The organism is Marinobacter lacisalsi, assembly GCF_042651045.1.
Taxonomy (GTDB): Bacteria; Pseudomonadota; Gammaproteobacteria; order Pseudomonadales; family Oleiphilaceae; genus Marinobacter; species Marinobacter lacisalsi.
Genome location: NZ_JBHSDI010000015.1, coordinates 85,482 through 103,252, shown reverse-complemented (window position 1 = coordinate 103,252; position 17,771 = coordinate 85,482). Strand labels below are relative to the sequence as shown.

14 protein-coding genes are annotated in these 17,771 nt (G+C 59.2%); 6 read left to right on the top strand and 8 right to left on the bottom strand.

The window, feature by feature from the left end; genetic code table 11:
- Window positions 1–52: 52 nt before the first annotated feature.
- Window positions 53–1,126, top strand: coding sequence for a TRAP transporter substrate-binding protein (locus ACFOZ5_RS12080; RefSeq protein WP_379887629.1), 1,074 nt, complete (start codon window positions 53–55; stop codon window positions 1,124–1,126).
- A 66-nt stretch (window positions 1,127–1,192) separates the two neighbouring features.
- Here the strand turns inward: ACFOZ5_RS12080 and ACFOZ5_RS12075 are convergent, their stop codons facing one another.
- On the bottom strand, window positions 1,193–1,801 hold the full coding sequence (locus ACFOZ5_RS12075) for a PEP-CTERM sorting domain-containing protein (protein WP_379887627.1): 609 nt from the start codon (window positions 1,799–1,801) through the stop codon (window positions 1,193–1,195).
- Between the two features lie 204 nt (window positions 1,802–2,005).
- Here ACFOZ5_RS12075 and ACFOZ5_RS12070 point away from each other — a divergent pair, with 204 nt between their 5' ends.
- From ACFOZ5_RS12070 to ACFOZ5_RS12050, 5 genes are all read left to right on the top strand, one after another.
- A complete protein-coding gene (locus ACFOZ5_RS12070; RefSeq protein ID WP_379887625.1) occupies window positions 2,006–2,809 on the top strand; it encodes an SDR family NAD(P)-dependent oxidoreductase in 804 nt (267 codons plus the stop codon).
- Between the two features lie 224 nt (window positions 2,810–3,033).
- On the top strand, window positions 3,034–7,281 hold the full coding sequence (locus ACFOZ5_RS12065) for a PAAR domain-containing protein (protein WP_379887623.1): 4,248 nt from the start codon (window positions 3,034–3,036) through the stop codon (window positions 7,279–7,281).
- Between the two features lie 65 nt (window positions 7,282–7,346).
- On the top strand, window positions 7,347–8,342 hold the full coding sequence (locus ACFOZ5_RS12060; protein ID WP_379887621.1) for a hypothetical protein: 996 nt from the start codon (window positions 7,347–7,349) through the stop codon (window positions 8,340–8,342).
- A 23-nt stretch (window positions 8,343–8,365) separates the two neighbouring features.
- On the top strand, window positions 8,366–9,361 hold the full coding sequence (locus ACFOZ5_RS12055) for a hypothetical protein (RefSeq protein ID WP_379887619.1): 996 nt from the start codon (window positions 8,366–8,368) through the stop codon (window positions 9,359–9,361).
- Between the two features lie 80 nt (window positions 9,362–9,441).
- Window positions 9,442–10,302 carry a hypothetical protein gene (locus ACFOZ5_RS12050; RefSeq protein WP_379887617.1) on the top strand — a complete coding sequence of 287 codons (861 nt, stop codon included), beginning with the start codon at window positions 9,442–9,444 and terminating at the stop codon, window positions 10,300–10,302.
- Between the two features lie 21 nt (window positions 10,303–10,323).
- On the opposite strand, the gene ACFOZ5_RS12045 is transcribed toward ACFOZ5_RS12050, so the two are convergent.
- From ACFOZ5_RS12045 to ACFOZ5_RS12015, 7 genes are all read right to left on the bottom strand, one after another.
- Window positions 10,324–10,779 carry a gamma-glutamylcyclotransferase family protein gene (locus ACFOZ5_RS12045; RefSeq protein ID WP_379887615.1) on the bottom strand — a complete coding sequence of 152 codons (456 nt, stop codon included), beginning with the start codon at window positions 10,777–10,779 and terminating at the stop codon, window positions 10,324–10,326.
- Window positions 10,780–10,892: 113 nt separating this feature from the next.
- Window positions 10,893–11,828, bottom strand: coding sequence for a ketopantoate reductase family protein (locus ACFOZ5_RS12040; protein ID WP_379887613.1), 936 nt, complete (start codon window positions 11,826–11,828; stop codon window positions 10,893–10,895).
- Between the two features lie 31 nt (window positions 11,829–11,859).
- Entirely contained in the window at window positions 11,860–12,642 is a 783-nt protein-coding gene (locus ACFOZ5_RS12035) for an SDR family NAD(P)-dependent oxidoreductase (protein WP_379887611.1), read from the bottom strand.
- 165 nt (window positions 12,643–12,807) lie between these two features.
- Window positions 12,808–14,109: a TRAP transporter large permease gene (locus ACFOZ5_RS12030; RefSeq protein ID WP_379887609.1), complete on the bottom strand. Its 1,302-nt coding sequence runs from the start codon at window positions 14,107–14,109 to the stop codon at window positions 12,808–12,810.
- A complete protein-coding gene (locus ACFOZ5_RS12025) occupies window positions 14,106–14,654 on the bottom strand; it encodes a TRAP transporter small permease subunit (protein WP_379887607.1) in 549 nt (182 codons plus the stop codon). Before ACFOZ5_RS12025 ends, ACFOZ5_RS12030 begins: the two co-directional genes overlap by 4 nt.
- A 172-nt stretch (window positions 14,655–14,826) precedes the next feature.
- The gene (locus tag ACFOZ5_RS12020) at window positions 14,827–15,909 is read right to left on the bottom strand and encodes a TRAP transporter substrate-binding protein (protein WP_379887605.1); all 1,083 of its coding nucleotides are present in this window, start codon (window positions 15,907–15,909) and stop codon (window positions 14,827–14,829) included.
- 205 nt (window positions 15,910–16,114) lie between these two features.
- Complete coding sequence (locus tag ACFOZ5_RS12015; RefSeq protein WP_379887603.1) at window positions 16,115–17,668, bottom strand: class I adenylate-forming enzyme family protein; 1,554 nt, start codon at window positions 17,666–17,668, stop codon at window positions 16,115–16,117.
- Window positions 17,669–17,771 lie beyond the last annotated feature (103 nt).

The following is a 17,771-nucleotide window of genomic DNA, read 5'->3' as shown; positions in this document are numbered from 1 at the left end:
ACGCTGGCTGATCAGGCTCCCAACAATAAAACCAGAGCAGGAAGTAATCATCATGACATTACGCTCCAAGCTTAAGACAGCGGCGCTGCTGTTGACGCTTTCTTTTACAAGCGCTTCGAGCCTGGCCGAAGAAACCTATACCCTGAGGCTGGCCGAAACCTGGGGCCCCAACTATCCCATCCTGGGCGACACCAACCGTAGCCTGAAGGCCATGGTGGAAAAGATGTCCGAGGGTCGGCTGAAGATCCGTATCGACTCGTCCAACAAGCACAAGGCACCCTTCGGCATCTTTGACATGGTCAAGGCCGGGCAATATGACATTGGCCACACTGCGTCCTACTACTACAAGGGCAAGATCCCCAACAGCATGTTCTTCACTACCGTACCATTCGGCATGACCGCGCCGGAACAGTACGCCTGGTTCTATTATGGCGAGGGTTTTGACCTGGCCCAGAAGGTCTACGGTGAACACAACATGCTGTCGTTCCCGGGTGGTAACACAGGTGTGCAGATGGGGGGCTGGTTCCGGGAGGAAATCAACTCCCTGGAGGACCTGCAGGGCCTGAAGATGCGTACCCCCGGCTTTGCCGGCGAAGTCATGTCGGACATCGGCGTTGCGGTGACCAATCTGCCCCCGGGTGAGCTTTATACCGCCCTGGAGCGCGGCACCATTGACGCGCTGGAGTGGGTTGGCCCCGCCCTGGATCTGCCCATGGGCTTCCACCAGATCGCTGATTACTACTACGGTGGCTGGCAGGAACCGTCTGCGGAGCTGCAGTGGCTGATCAACCAGGACACCTGGAACGAACTGCCGGAAGACCTCCAGGAAGTGCTGCGGGTGGCCATGCGCACTGCCGCCTATGACATGTATATCCAGACCATGCACGAAAGCGGCAAGGCCTGGAGCAGCATTCAGGAGGACTACCCGAACGTGAAGTTCCGCACCTTCCCGGATGAAGTCATGGATGCCCTGCGCGCGTCCACCAGAAAGCTGCTGGCCGAGATGGCCGAAAAGGATCCGCTGACAAAGGAGATCATCAATTCCCAGCGTGAGTACCTGGAGCAGATCCGCCCCTGGACCAACATTTCCGACCGGGCCTACCTGAACAATTCCGACGTGGAATAACCGGCCGGGCAGAACGAACAATCCCCGCCTTGGCGGGGATTGTCGAATTTATTTACAGTGTCGGAGTCACGCGCGGGAGGCGCGCCGGCGCAGTGCACCAAGACCTACCAGACCCAGCCCGATCAGCGCCAGTGAGCCCGGCTCCGGAATTGGCGTGGAAGGCTCGCCCACCAGGCCGCCGGCCCATGAAAAGTCATCGCTGCCGTTCTGCCAGGGGCTGTTGAAATACCCGGTGATGGCAGGCTGATCGTTTTCTACCAGCAGATCCTCGAACAGGTACGACACCAGATAACCCGACTGCTTGACCGCCAGTACCCAGTCCACTTCGCTGCCGAGATAGTCGGCCGGCAGGAAGAACTCGAAATAATTCTCGAAGCCGGAGCCGGAATCCGCGTCACTGACGCTGAAGCTGAATCCGCCACTGCTGGTGCCATCCTTGACCACCGTAGTCAGGGGACCATAGTCGGACCAGACTGTGTTCATGAAAATGGTGAGGGTACCGTCGCCATTGTCGGCCGGGTAGCCGCTGGTGTTGTTGTCGCGGCATTCAACGGAAAGACTGCCGTTGGCCGAGGCGTTGGTGGCGTCGCAGGAGGTGGGCATATAGCCTGCCACGGCAGACTGGGCCGCTGTGAGCCCGGCAAGGGCGATGGTGGAGAGAAGTAAGCGGTTCATGCTGATAACTCCTGAATGAGGTGTGCTGTTTTTTTAAAGCAGGAACCAGGCCAGATATTCAATCCATTGATCCATAAAGAGAATACTTTTTGGTGATTGCGGCTTGTGTAAAGATAATCGACGCTTTCCGGTTTGGCTGTCAGGCCCGGTAACGCTATGCTGGCGGACTGTCCAATAACCGGTCCGACACAGGAGCCAGACAACATGAGTCAGCGTTTACAGAATAAGGTCGCCATCATTACCGGTGGCACCAGTGGTATCGGTGAAGCCACGGCTCGCCGTTTTGTGGAAGAAGGTGCCACCGTGATCATTGCCGGCCGCAGTGTCGACAAGGGCGAGAAACTGGCGGCGGATCTGGGGCCGAACGCCGTGTTCCAGAAGGCCGACGTCATGAACGAGGCGGACATCGCCGCTCTGGTGGACGGGGCGGTGAAGCAGTTCGGTCGCCTGGACTGCCTGTTCAACAACGCCGGTGCCGGCGATCGCACCACCCTGGACTCGGTCACCGAGGACGAGTTCGGCCACATCATGCGCCTGCTCACCGGCAGCGTGGTGTTCGGTATCAAGCATGCCGCCCGGGTCATGCGGGAGCAGGGCTCCGGTTGCATTATCAACAACTCCAGCATCGCGGCCCATCGCCTGGGGCAGGGTGGCTACCTTTATTCCGGCGCCAAGGCGGCGGTCAGCCACCTGACCCGCCTGGCGGGTGTAGAGCTGGGGGTCGATGGCATCCGGGTGAATGCTATTTCACCGGGCGCGGTCGCCACACCCATCTTCTGGGGCGGTTCCGAGCGGGCCAACACCCTGAGTGAAGAGGAAAACCAGGCCAAGCTGGAAAAACTGGAGAAGAACCTGGCGAAAGCAACACCGCTGCCACGGGCGGGCCTGGCTCTGGACATCGCCAACGCGGCGGTGTTCCTGGCCAGTGACGAAGGCTCGTTCATCAATAGCCACGACCTGGTGGTGGACGGCGGCCGGATTTCCATGTTTAACGAGAAGTCGGGCTGACATCAGAAAGGGGTGCTGCGGCACCCTTTTTACCTATCGCGTTACCAACCCGTTTTCCTTGTGAAGGAGGTCCCTTCCTGAGGCTATAGCGACTACCCCGCTTGCAAACCTTATGGTAGCGTGATGGAAAATTGCACCCAATATGGACGGGAGGCTTTCGGGCTACACTTGAAAGCCGCTATGGAAATTGACACAGGGAGATGTGGCAAATGGGCAGCAAACCCATGTCTTTTCTGACAAGTCATCACACTTGTCCCAAGAAGCGCGGTAAAACACCCCACAAAGGCGGTTGCGTCATCGAAGGCTCTGGCAACGTTTTTGTCGGCGGCATGCCGGTAACCACCGTTGGCCATAAGCTCGTCTGCGACGGGCCGGCTGATACCATCGCAGAAGGTTCCCCCTCAGTATTCGTCAACGGCAAGCCGGTCGCCCGGGTGGGCAGCATGACCGTTCACGGCGGCAAGCTGGTCGATGGCAACCCGACGGTAATGGTCGGTGATGCCGGTTATGTTGGAACTGCCAGTGGCATGCAATGCCTGGCTGACCTTGCCGAGTTTGAAAAGCTGGCCATTGAGGAAGAGCAGAACCCGGAACCGACAGACTCCCGGCCCCCGCCTTATAAATCCCCCACCGGACTCGGTGCAAAGCCGGGCGCGTCGACGCCCGGGCAAGGCGCTCCCGCCGAACGCATTGAGGAAGAGGAAGAGGAGCAGGAGGTTCCTTTTGAGGAATGGCTCCACGTAGAGGTGCTGGGCGAGAACCATCCGGAAGGCCACTCCCTCAAGGTCATGACGAGGGAGTACGGCGACATCGACGTGGCCGTCGATGGCACCCACGCCGAGGATAAAACGGATGACAGCGTCATCCACAAATGGCTATTGAAAAAGGACAATGAGGAATACGCCGCCAAAGTCGCCGTGGCCATGGAGATTGATACTGAGGAGGGCGACCCTATCCGGCTTCCGGTTTTCGATACGCCCTATGCGGAAGCAAAAAAGGAGCCCCGTCAGAGGTATATCCTGGCGCCTTTTGTCCCCCTGACCACCATCGAACGGCAGGGGACAGCACGCAAAGGTGTGGTGACCTCAAGAGCCGGCTACCTGTATATCTTCCGCCACGACAGGTTGTGGCGGGAAATCCAGCTTGTCAGAGACGACAATGGCGAGCTCACCTACCGGGATGTGCCGGTGGACAACTATCGCGATATACCGGGAGATCGCCTGTCTGAAGACCGCAGGGAGTCCACCGGCGTGGCGCTGGAAGAGATCTGGCTGCCGGTGAGATACCTGTATTCCAGTCTTGCCTTCCAGCAACTGGACTACCGGGTGGCGTTTTCGGAGGTGCAGTGGTCCGCTGGCAGAATCCATTACATGGAGCACAACGTCAGCGATCAGATGGATCGGGCCCAAGTGGCTGTCGACCACCGGACTAACTGGAATCGGTATCAGGCGAAGCTTCTGCCTCTGAGCGCCCAGGAAGACGTTCCACCACAGCGCGCCCGGGAACCGCTTTTGGAAGAACAGATACCCTGCACCTATGAATTCCTGATCAGCCGATCCGGAAACTACGCAAAGGAATGCTACGAGTTCGCCCGGGCGGAACAGCAGGCCCTGATGAAAGGCGCCGAGCACGCTGAACAGGCCTGGCGGCAGAGCCGTCAGGAGGGCAGCGAGCTTGGGGATTCAACCGGTCTCAGGTGGGCTGCCTTCCAGGACCTCTGGCAGGCGGAAAAGGGGCAGTTCGACTACGCACAAAGTCACCAGAAGGTCTGGAGCAATATCCCGGCTGGAAAGGACGTGCTTAATGTACCCAGGCAGCGGAAGATCTACGGTCTGGTGGTCTACGATGAACTCCACGAGTTGCGGTTGCAGATCGCCCGGGTCAACCAGGCCATGCAGTACCAGGCCGATATCCGGGAGTGGCTGACTGGGCAAACCCATTTCGACAGTGCGGAACTGATTGAGCAAACCATCCTGCCATCCAGGCTGGGCGGCGAGCGCAACCCATTGCGGGAATTTGCCGACAAGCTGGACGACCGCCTCAATGGCACCCTCCTGAAGACACTGCACCAGCACCTTCGGGCGGTTGCCGTCGACTGCATCAAATACAACCAGGCGACGCTGCGGGCCCTGGCCGGGAAGGACCATGTCCAGAGGCGCTTTGCCGACCTTTTCTCGCTGGAAGGTGACGACTACCTGAGCGGTTTCATGCTGGCGGGGGGGCTGTTTGAAAAGCTGCAACACGACGCGGAAGCTGCCGACAAGCCCTGGCTGGCCCGGACCAATCGCGATGGCGATACCAGCCTGGGAGCTCTGACCCTGCCCACGGCGGCGATTGATCCTCATCAGGATGGCAGCGAACTGGTACTGGATATCGTCAAGGACAGTTCCGGCTACCCGCTCCACGACATGCTGTTCCCGTCTGACGAAGTCGTTTCCCTGACTGAAGCTCTGGATACCAACGCCCTGGAGGACGACAAACCCGGCGATGGCCGGTTCCGACCCAAACTGTTTGCGGATATCGGTGCCCGTGAAAGCTTCTCCGCCCCGTCCACCTTGCAGACGGCGGAGGCAAGAATGCTGGCCGAGTTAAAGGATAACGAGGGAACCAGCGGGTTCGGGTCCGCCCGGGCCATCGTCCAGGCACTGGATGGTATTGCCAGCATGCTGATGAAGGAGTTCAACAAGGCCCACGAACGGGGCACACGGGACCTGATGCGCTTTGACCTGACACTCCACGGTCCATTGGCGCGGGCCATGAAAGGCATGCATCCCCGTCAACTGGGTGAGTTGGTGATGATGCCCTATGGCCAAAAGCCCTTCAACATGGTCCCGTTTGGGATTGAAGACCCGGACATCGGCCTGCGTAACGGCCTGCTGGATGCTGAGCGAGCCTATGTGGACAGCACGAATCACAGTGGCCGCTTTTTCGGTCAGGTCAGCACCCTGGATGGGCAACAAGTGGCCCACACCAACCCCCGTCGAGTGCCAGGCGGTGCGGCCCCCGGAGACTATGCCAACGTCAGTGTGTTCATGGCCCCATCCGGGTCCACCCTGGTGAAGGATTATCGCGAAGTGCGCGAGGCAGCCAGTCGCAGCCGGGCCATCGGGGAAACCCTGGATGCGGCCGGGCTGCCCTTTGTGGTCATGGGGATTGAGCTTTGGAATGTTTCTACTCTCGCCAAGCGATACGATGAGTACAGCAGAAATCGTAGTGATGCTCGTGCATTTGCCGAAGCGGGCTCAACTTATGCCCATCTTGGTTTTGCTCTGGCTGCCGTGGTGGAGCGAATGGCGGGTGCGGACAACTGGTTGGCCCGGGGGCTGAATGCGACGGTTTTCGATGTGGAGAAAGCCCACATCGCTGGCAAAATCAGTGACGACCTTGCCAAATTCCTTCCCCGGGCCATATCCGTCCGTATGGTGTCAGTCTCCATCCTTGGCGCGCTGGACGCCGGCATCCGCCTTTCCGATACTCACGACTACTGGCAGAAGAACCAGATCGCCTCCAGTGCCGCCATGGGGGTCTCGGCCCTTGGTTCACTGATGGGCACCTGGGCCGGCGCCTCGCTGATGTCCTCCGCGAGTGGTGCGGGAACGGCCGCCATCCTCGGGTTGTCGACTCCCGCCGGCTGGGTGGTCCTGAGCCTGGGCATCGCCCTGTCCCTGGGTGGGTACTTCGCGGCCACAGCGCTGGAAAAACCGGAGCTGGAAATGTGGATCGAGCATGGCCCCTTCGGGTTGCTCCATGATGACACGCCACCCCGCGAGGTGCCGGAGGGGCTGAGCCATCGTCATCGAACAAACCCCGCCGATGCCGATCCCGGGAAAACCTACGGCCACATCCGGGGCCAGGACAATGCCCGGGAGGCGTTCTACCGCTTGGTTAATATCCTGGCCGGCGTAACGGTCACGGCGGAGGACTTTGCCGTCAGCGACGAGCTGGCCATCGCCACCGCCAGCAACCTGCTGGAGGCCCGGGGCGAGCCGGCCACGGAGCTGGCCGTTTCGTCGATGGTTGAATCCCTGATGAAGATCAACGTCCGGGTGCGGGTGAAGAGCAACCTGGCGGCCGTCGCCGGTGGTGAAGCGCTGGAGTTTGATATCCGCCGCCTCCGGGCCTACTCCAAAGTGAGTTTCGGGGGGCTGGGACCCTCCCGGGGCAGCGAGCAGTGGGAGATCCAGTCACCGCCCGGCGACCACTGGTGGGTCTACGAGGTGGCACGACCGGACGGTGCCGAATACTGGCTCCACTCCCCGGAGCAACCAACCGTGGAGGACATGAAGAAAAGTGGCGAGGACGAAGCCTTCTACTGGATCGTCCGGGCCCGTATGAAAGCCTCCCTGGGCACCGACACGGAATATGTGTTCCCGGCACCGGCCCTGCACGATAACCTGACTTACGAAGACGGGAAGCATGGCACTCCGGATTTCACGGAACAGAAGGACTTCTGGGTAAACCAGATCATCTAGGGTGAATTCCATGGAAACGCTATCCCAGGGAACCACCTGGCGCCGTATAAAGGGACTGGAAATCCATGTCTGAACAAGCGTATTACAGTACCACCGCCTGGCGACCCGCCAATGATGGGGGGGGCAGTAAACGTCCCCGGCCCCAACTGGATACCCGCTCCCGGTCCTTCCGTATGCAGTGGGAGGCAGGCAGAAAGCTGTCGAAGAGCTATATCCCCGATCTGGTTCCGGGGGATTTTCTGGACCTTTGGCGACCGCGGCTGGAGGACAAATCCGTTTCTTACATGGATGGAGAGAACGGAGAGAAAATTCCTGTGTCCTGGATGAACCACGAAAGCTTTCGGTGGACGACCTTGCCCAAGTTTGCCTGGCGTTGGTTGCTGGTGAAAGCTATCGCAAAGTTTCTGCTAATAGCAGGCACTCCTATTCTTCTAATATCACTACTCCATGTCTATTTTTTTTCAAATGAACATTTTGAAGGAACATTTGAGAACGCCTTTATTCCTACTGTTTTGTATGGGGGGGGGGCATGTCTGTTCCTTTGGGGCGGAATCAGCCTGTGCGAGCGTCTTTTCCCTGATTTTATGTACGCCGCCCCCAAGGGGCCTCTCTGGGAGTTCAACCGCCGAACCGGCATGGTGACGGTATTCTGTAACCCGGAGAAGAAAGGTCAGTCCGGCAAGGTTCAATGGCAATCCCCCTTTGAGGACTTTGATTGCTATGTCCATATGGGCCCCACCACGCAGGGCTTGCCCCTGTATTACGCCGCCATGGTGAACCGATGTCGGGAGGAGACCATGGTCCTGACCGCACTGCATCCGGCGTCGTCAAACCCCGGGGACCACAAGGCCGTGTGGAACTTCTGGTGCCAGTACATGGACAGTACAGCACCGCTGCCGGATATTCCGTTGCTGGAACCCCACCGGGCAAATGATCCTGTGACGGCGGCCCATGACAAGGAAACAGGACGCGATCCCCGCCACTGGTACAACATGAGCAACGCGGCCTATGAAGTGAAGGTCAAGCAGATGTACCAGCGCTGCCGGTCGGCATTTGGCTGAATCCGGAAGGGAAAGGACACGGAATGTCTGAACAAGCGTATTACAGCACCACTGCCTGGCGGCCCGCCGATGATGGGAGGAGCAGAAAGCGCCCGCGGCCTCAACTGGACACCCGCTCCCGGTCCTTCCGTATGCAGTGGGAGGCGGGCCGGAAGCTGTCGAAGAGTTACATTCCCGATCTGGTTCCGGGGGATTTTCTGGATCTTTGGCGACCGCGGCTGGAGGACAAATCCGTTTCTTACATGGATGGAGAGAACGGAGAGAAAATGCCTGTGTCCTGGATGAACCACGAAAGCTTTCGGTGGACCACCTTGCCGAAGTTCGCCTGGCGTTGGTTGTTGGTGAAAGCGATAGCCAAGTTTCTGCTAATAGCTGGTACGCCTATTCTTTTGATGACACTGCTCTATTTTTATATTGCCTTTAATGATGATTTCGAAGGTATTTATAAAGAAGCTTTCCTGCCAACTGTATTGTATGGGGGAGGGGCATGTCTGTTCCTTTGGGGCGGGATCAGCCTGTGCGAGCGTCTTTTCCCTGATTTCATGTATCAAAGCCCCAAAGGCCCGACCTGGGAGTTCAATCGTCGCACCGGCATGGTGACCGTGTTCTGTGACCCGGAGAAGCGAGGGCAGGCAGGCAAGGTTCTCTGGCAATCCCCGTTTGAGGAATTCGACTGCTACATTCATATGGGGCCGACCACTCAGGGTTTGCCGCTCTACTACCCGGTGCTTGTGCACCGGTTCCGTGAAGAGGTTCTGCACCTGACGGATCTGCAACCGGCCTCCAACATTAACCGAGGCCACAAAGCCCTCTGGAACTTCTGGTGCCAGTACATGGATAGCACGGCACCGCTGCCGGATATTCCGTTGCTGGAACCCCACCGGGCAAATGACCCTGTGACGGCGGCCCACGACAAGGAAACAGGACGCGATCCTCGCTACTGGTACAACATGAGCAACGCGGCCTACGAGGTGAAGGTCAAACAGATGTATAGCCGTTGCCAGTCGGCATTTGGCTGAGCTGGGTTTAAATTTCCGAAATAGCGGCACTCTAGTGGTCACTGGATTTGACCATATCCAACATATCATGGAGGACAACAATGGAATCTTCGTTTTCGGCTTTCCAGCAATCTCTGAAGAATTTCAACTTGCCCGAGTTTCTCGGAGATTGGAGCCAGGCTCCGGTCTGCGTTCCCTTCTTGCGTAAACAGCCAGAAGGTCTGCTTCTTCCCGCCGCGAGAGAGACGCCTAATGGACACGCCTTCCTGATCTTCTCGAATAAAGAACGGGCGGCCGCTGAAATGGAGCATTTCAAGCCAACAAAAAATTCTCAGGTTGTCTTGAGAACCGTCGCTCTTGGCGAGGTTGCTCGCAACGCTTACATGGACGGCATGAAACTCGCCTGGCATCACGAAAAAGACCTGGGCCTGATTACTGACGAAGTGGTCCGGATCCTTGGAAGTTGCGCCAGCTTTGCGGACAGCAATGGGCAGCGCAGGAACTATTGGTGCACACCATACCGACTCAATGTTGACCGACTGGCGGGCCAGGGGGCATTAATTCAGTCATGGCTTATGGTTGATATTAACGAGGATGGCTCGGAAAGAGAAAGTTCCGAGTTAAAAGTGTATGACGATCGCAAATTCCAGATGTCCAGTGAGGATGAGGGCTCTCTGCCCCGTAGCTCACTGACCAAAAGAGAGCAGGCACTTTTTGACCGATGGGCAACGCCCAGTTACTTCGATGGATACAGTCGGCATAGAGTATCCAACGGCTTGACAGGATATCCAGAAAAATCGCCCGCCGTTTCAGCCAGAGACCATGCGGCCCGGTTGAGGGAGAGCGGTGTCCAGTCCCAGCAAAGAAATGAAGGCGAGTCGGCTCTGCTACCATTGGCCGGTCTCTTCTTCGGCATTGTTGCGGTTACGCTTGTAGCGAGCTTTATTATTTATTCTGGCTGACGGGCCAAGCCGACATTTCCGCTACGGCACAAGCAGTCGATACACCCAGGCGCTGGTGCCATCCGCCAGTGTCATTCTTACCCGTTCATAGCGGATTCCCAGCCTTTCATAGCGGTCCAGGCGTGCCAGTTCCTCCGGGCTGACCTCAATGAGCTTTCCTTCCACCTCCGCGCCTGCCTTGGGTTTGATATCCAGTGCCTCTTTCTCGTAACCCTCAAGTATCGCCGGTTCGGTATCGCCGGTGCGGCCCATGACGATATAGCGGACCCAGGGTTGGGTCAGGGTGCCGAACACGAAGAGTTCGTGGTCCCGGGAGCTGTCTATGGCGGCCAGGGTTTCGGGGCGCTCGTAACCGTAGGGGCTGAGCATGGCGAACCAGAGGTAGAACAGCAGCGCTGAGAAGCTGACCAGCAAGGTCGCAAGAAGTGCCAGCAGGACCAGCTTTACGCGCTGTGCTGTGGTGCGCTGTGACGCCATTGTCTCCCCTGTCAGAGTCATCGGAATGACCGGGACCATAACATGACGGCAAACTTCAGACCCAGCCGAGATGGTGGCCGGGGCCCGTTGGCCCCGGCTGACTAGTGGGGCGGTCAGTCCCGGCCCTCCAGCGCCGCCCGCATCTTCAGGGTTACCAGCACGGTGTTCAGGTGGGGCACCGGGATGCCGTGGCGTTGCGCGATGGCCACTACGTTGCCCAGCACGGCTTCCCGCTCGATGGGCCGGCCGTTGAGGTAGTCCAGGGCCATGCTGTTCTTGTAGGGGGGCATCTTGCGGGTGCCGGCGATGTTCTGCTCGATCACCTTCTCCTCCATGGGGTAGCCCTCGGCCGCGGCCACATCCATCACTTCCCGGATCATGGTGCGGATCAGGTCCTCGCCCCCTTCGGTGTCCAGGATGGTACGGGTGTCGGCGCCGTTGGCAATCACCGACAGGGGGTTGAACGGGGTGTTCCACAGGCACTTGCGCCAGCGCTCGCCCACCACCTGCTCGGTCAGGTCGATGTTGATGCCGCCGTCGATAAACAGCTGTGACAGTTCACGGCAGTTGTCGTCGATGCCTTCAGGGTAACGGCCCATCACCAGTTTGCCGTAGGCCTTGTGCTCCACCACGCCCGGTTCGGTGCGGCTGGCGGCGATGAAGGCCAGGCAGCTGATAATGGGGTTGTCCGGGTAGGCGTCCGCCAGCTCCCGCTCAATATCCAGACCATTCTCGATCAGCACCAGGCGAGTGTTGCTACCCATCCAGGGTTTCACCAGGGCAGCGCGGTCCACGCCGGGCAGGACTTTTACGCACAGGATCAGGTAGTCCGGCTCTGCCACGGGGGTGTCGCCGTCCCGGTAGACGTGGTCCGGCTGATAGGACAGGTCGCCCAGGGGACTGGAGATTTTTATGCCGTTGGCTTTCACCGCGTCGTATTCGGAACGCAGCACGGTGCTGACGCTGCAGCCGGCCTTTTTCAGGATGGCACCATAGAAGCTGCCAATGGCGCCGGCGCCGACGATCAGGATGCTGGGTTTGTTGCTCATGTCAGGGAAGTCTCCTTGATTCGGCGAAAGATTATCTGCGGACCGGGGCCATGCCCAGGTGGGCGCCGCCGTCGATGAGGATGGTTTCCCCGGTGGTCAGGTCACCACCGATGATCAGGCCCAGGCAGACGTCTGCCACAGTTTCCGGAGAGGCGGCGTCATGCAGGGGCGAAGCGCCCTTGGTCTTCTCCAGCAATGCGTCGTACTTGTCCTCGCCCAGGCCTTTCTTCAGCCACTCGCCCTGAACGAAACCGGGGCAGACCGCATTGACCCGTACCTCCGGGCCCATGAGGCGGGCCAGCGAGCGGGTCATGGTCACCAGGGCCCCTTTCGAGGCGGCATAGGCGATGGAGCTGCCGATGCCAGCGAGACCGGCAATGGAGGCCATGTTGATGATGTGGCCGGAACCGTTGGCCCGCAAGGCCTTCTCTGCCGCCCGGGTCATCTGGTAGGGGCCTACGGTATTGACGGCGTACAGGTCCAGGAAGTCCTGCTTGTCGAGGCCGTCGAGGTTGGCGTGGTCACAGAACTTGGTGGTGCCGGCGTTGTTCACCAGGATATCAACGCGGCCGAACTGGTCCATGGTAGCGTCCACCAGCGCTCGGCAGTTGGCGTCTTCCGCCACGTTGGCGCGCATCACCAGGGTTTTAACGCCGTGCTTCTCGCAGTCGTCAGCTACGGCCCGGGCACCGTCCTCATTGCTGCTGTAGTTGATCACGACGTGGCAGCCCTGCTCGGCAAACAGGCGGGCGATGGCAGCGCCAATGCCGGAGGAAGAGCCGGTGACAATGGCGACGGAATCTTTGAGTTTCATGGTATGTCCCTTCTTGTGGTTGTTGGTTTGAAGAGGGGTGCAGGTTTCATCCATGAAGTCTGTATGCGGTATCTTCTCTCGATCTGCGGAACACATCAATCGCTGTAAGGGGCTGGCGGAAACGAAAAAGGCCTGCGGTTGCAGGCCTTATCCGGTACTCAGTTGTCAGTAACCTGAACTGGCGCTCATACCGAACCACTCGGGCATCACCAGCAGGGCAATGACCACCGCAGCCTGTATGAGGATGAACGGTATTACCCCGCGGTAGATCTGGGTAGTGGCCACGCCTGGTGGCGCCACGCCTTTCAGGTAGAACAGACTGAACCCGAAAGGGGGTGTCAGGAAGCTGGTCTGCAGGTTCATGGCGATCAGGATGGCGAACCACAGCATGTTGATGCCCAGCAGTTCGGCAATCGGCGCCAGGATGGGTACCACGATGAAGGAAATTTCCACGAAGTCGATGAAGAACCCCAGGAACAGGATGATCAGCATCGACAGGATCAGGAAGCCCCACTTCTCGCCGGGCAGGGCCAGCATCCATTCTTCCAGCAGGTAGTCGCCGCCGGTGTAGCTGAACACCATGGAGAAGGCGGTAGCGCCCACCAGGATGGCAAACACCATGGCGGTGACCTTGACGGTGTCCTTCGCAGAATCCCAGATAACCTGCCAGGAGAACTGGCGATAGAGCAGTGCCAGGACCACGGAGCCCACGCCGCCAAGGGCGGAGGATTCGGTGGGCGTCGCAATACCGGTGAAGATCGAGCCCAGCACCACCACGATCAGCGCCAGCGGCGGGATCACGGCCAGCAGGGCCCGCCGGATTTCCTGGCCCCGGGACTGGCTGTCGTCCCGGGGCATGGCCGGGGCCACCTCCGGCTTGAGGAAGGCGACGATAAGAATGTAGGCCACATACAGGCCGATGAGCACCAGGCCGGGTACAACGGCGGCTCGGAACAGGTCGCCCACCGGTATTCCGATCACGTCACCCAGGATGATCAGGATGATGGAGGGCGGGATGATCTGCCCCAGAGTACCGGAGGCGCAGATGGTGCCGGTGGCCAGCTCGGTCTTATAGCCATGGTGCAGCATGACTGGCAGCGAGATCAGCCCCATGGCCACAACGCTTGCGCCGACCACGCCTGTGGAGGCCGCCAGCAACGCGCCGACCAGGATTGTGGAGATGGCCAGGCCGCCGCGAACGCCGCCAAACAGTTTGCCCATGGATTCCAGAAGCTGCTCCGCCAGCTTGGTCCGCTGCAGCACCAACCCCATGAAGATGAACAGCGGAACCGCCATCAGCGTGGTGTTGGTCATGATGCTCCAGATGCGGAACGGCATGAAGGCGAACAGATCCGGACCCTCGGCGATGAGGCCGAAAATCAGCGCAACGCCGCCGAAGGTAAACGCCACCGGGAAGCCCCACAGCAGCATCAGCAGGCAGACCCCGAACATAATGATACCGATCATGCCAGGCCTCCGGCGCTGTGTGCGCTGTCTTCATAGTGGGCGTCCTGTTTAATGACGCGAATGGCGTAGGTGACCATGTTGATTCCGGCAATGGCAGTAAAGAAGGACGAGAAGGAAATCAGGCTCTTGATGATCCAGCGATAGGGCAAGCCGCCCGGGTCGCCGCTGCTTTCGCCGAGGCTGTAGGACTCCTGGGCGAAATCAATGCCCAGCCAGGCAATAAAGGCAGCGAAGGGAATGACCAGTACCAGCGCGCCGATCAGGTTGACCCAGGCCTTGAAGGTCTCGCTCCAGCGGGCGTAGAACACGTCCACGCGGACATGGCCGTCGGTGCGCAGGGCGAAGGGGATGCCCATCAGGAACACCACCGAGTAAAGGTGCCATTCCATCTCCTGCATGCCAATGGACACATCATTGAACACGTAGCGCGCGACCACGTCGTAGAATACGTTCAACGTCAGCAGGAGAAACGCCACACTGGCGATCCAGCCACAGAAATAGGAAATGCGTCCCAGCCCGTTATCAATCAATCTGAGCCATCGCATGATGCGTCCTCGTGGTCCGGGGTTGCTGGCACCCGGTCTGGTCATTCAGGTCGGGGCAGGCCTGTGAAAAAAGCGCCGGTAGTGTACTCGAAAGTGGTGTTTTTTTCACAAGCTTTCCCACAGGCAACAGCGCCGGAACCCCTGGGGCACCGGCGCTGTGTGTGGTGGTGGGTTACTCGATCTCGGCCATATTGTTCAGATAGGCACGGTCGGCAATGTTGATGTAGGCGCGGGCGTCTTCCAGGTATTTCTCCTGGGATTCGATGATCTTCGCGGCCAGTTCATCGCCCTCGGCGGCTTCCTCCAACAGTTTCTCGTTGGCTTCCACCATGGCCTTGAAGACTTCATCCGGGAAGTTCTTGACCTGGATGTTGGGGTGCTCCTCCTTGATCGAGGCCCAGGCCTTGGCGTTCTCATGAACGGACTGGATCATCATGTCATAGGCTGCGGTGCGCATGGCGACGCGCAGAATCTGCTGCAGATCTTTGGGCAGCTCATCCCAGGTGTCCTGGTTGACCAGGAACTGCAGCTCGGTGGCAGGCTCATGCCAGCCGGTGTAGTAGTAGTCAGCAATCTGCTGGAAGCCCAGACGCAGGTCCAGGGCCGGGCCGACCCACTCCACGGCATCGATGGTGCCACGCTCCAGGGCGGTGTAGAGTTCGCCCGGCGGAATGTTGGTGGGGTTCACGCCCACTTCCGCGAACACCTCGCCGGCAAAGCCGGGAATCCGCATCTTCAGGCCTTCCAGGTCCTCCAGGGAGTTGATCTCGTCACGGAACCAGCCGCCCATCTGGATGCCGGTGTTGCCGCCGGGGAACGACAGCATGTTGTGGGGCTCGTAGACTTCCTGCATCAGGTCCATACCGTCACCATAGTAGAACCAGGCGTACTGCTCCTGTGCTGTCATGCCAAAGGGCATGCTGGTAAAGAACAGGGTGTTGGGAACCTTGCCTTTCCAGTAGTAGGAAGCCGAGTGACCCATGTCGTACTGGCCGGCCTTGACCATGTCGAAAACGCCGAAGGGCGCTTTGTGCTTGTTGGCGGAATCGATGCGGATACGCAGGCGGCCGTCAGACATTTCCTCGGCCATCTTGGCCATGTTCTTGGTGGCTTCGCCGAAGATCGGGAAATTCGGGCCCCAGGTTTCCGCCAGGCGCAGGGTGAATTTTTCCTGGGCGTAGACCAGCGGAGATGCGAGTAGCGCTGAGAGGGTTACCGCAGTCGCGGCACGTTTGAACAATGAACGACGTTTCATGGTGCGCGTTCCTCTTTGTTGTTGTTAACGTTCTGGGTTTGCTGTTGTTAACGTTCTGGTTAGCAGGGTTCCCGGCCCGGAGGCAGGGGAAATGACATTCCAACCGCCCAAACCTAGCACGGATACATAACAACGTGAACTGATTGAGGGGGCTGCCTAGACTATAGTCGTAGACAGCCCTTTGTGGAGGAATGGCCGCGTCCGGTTACTCGATTTCCACCTGTTCGGCCACCTGCTCGCGCAGGGATTTCTTGAGGATCTTACCAACGCCATTGCGGGGCATGGTGTCCATGAACACCACCTGGCGTGGGGTTTTGTACTTGGCGAGACGTTCCTGGCAGAAGGCGAGCAGTTCCTCCTCGGAAATCTCCGAATCCGGATTGCGGACCACCACGGCCACCACTTCTTCGCCCATGCGTTCCGACGGCACGCCCACCACGGCCACTTCGGCCACCGCAGGGTGCCGGGAAATCAGTTCTTCCAGATCCCGGGGGTAGATGTTGAATCCGCCCCGCAGGATCAGGTCTTTCTTGCGGTCAACAATATAGAGATAGCCATCCTCGTCGAGCCTGGCGACATCGCCCGTGTGCAGCCAGCCATCCCGCAGGGCGGCTTTGGTGGCTTCCTCATTGTTGTAGTAGCCGGGGGTAATGTTCTCGCCCCGTACCAGTAGTTCGCCCACTTCACCGGTGGCAAGCGGGCTGCCGGTGTCGTCTGCAATGCGCACTTCGACACCGGGGAAGGCGCGACCGACAGAGCCCGGCTTGATGGTTTCATTCTTGCGATGGGCCGAGACTGTCGGCGCGGCCTCGGACAGGCCATAACCCTCGTAGATCTCGGCGTTGAAGCGCTTACGGAACGCCTCGATCAGCGATATCGGCAGAGGGGCTGAGCCAGACCCCACGGATTCCAGGGACGAGACGTCGTACTCCTCCACCTCGGGGGCGGTGGTCAGGGCGTAGATCATGGCAGGCACAGCGCTGAATGCTTCCACCCGGTATTTCTGGATCGCTTCACACACCATCCGGACGTCGAATTTGGGCAGAATCGCCATGCTGCCACCACGAAGGAACAGCGTGTTGGCCATCGTAAAGCCATAGATGTGGGCCAGGGGCAGCACGCCCAGGGTGGTGCCGGGCTCGTCGCCGGACTCCTCTGCCAGACGCACCGCCGCGGCGGCATTGCTGTAGAGGTTTCGGTGGGTCAGCATGACCCCCTTGGGTTGCCCGGTGGTTCCCGAGGTGAAGAGGATGACGGCAATGTCGTCTTCCTTGAGTTCGGGTTCCTGAATCTCGCGGTCGGCAGCGGCCATCAGCGAACACAGGCTGTGGCAGGGAATGCCGGCGTTGGGGCTGGGCTGGTTCTGGGCAATACCGGCCACCACCAGTTTCGGCGGCGTTTCCATGCCTGACGTGGCCTGCTCCATGGCTGGCAGCAACGCCTGGCTGGTAATAATGGCGCTGGCGCCTGAGGCCTGCAGGATGTAGCCGATCTCCCTGGGATGGAGCACGAACATGACCGGCAGCACAATGGCTTCCGCTCGCAGGATGCCCTGGTAGGCAATGAATACCTCGGGGCAGTTGGGCATGCAGACCACGACCCGGTTGCCGGGTTGTACGCCCAGATCACGGAGCCCGTTGGCCAGCCGGTTGGCACTGTCCTGTAGCTCCAGGTTGGTGACTTCCCTTTCTCCGGCATAGAGCATGGGGTACTCACCAAAGCGTTCGAGGCTCTGTTCAGGCAGATCAGTGAGGATCATTGTTGTTCGTCCCTTATTCAATGAGGCGGTGTTGTTGGAGTTTATGAGGCCTGGATTGGAAACCTTACAATAAAATTTTGCGCCTGCGTAACCCTTGTGCTAA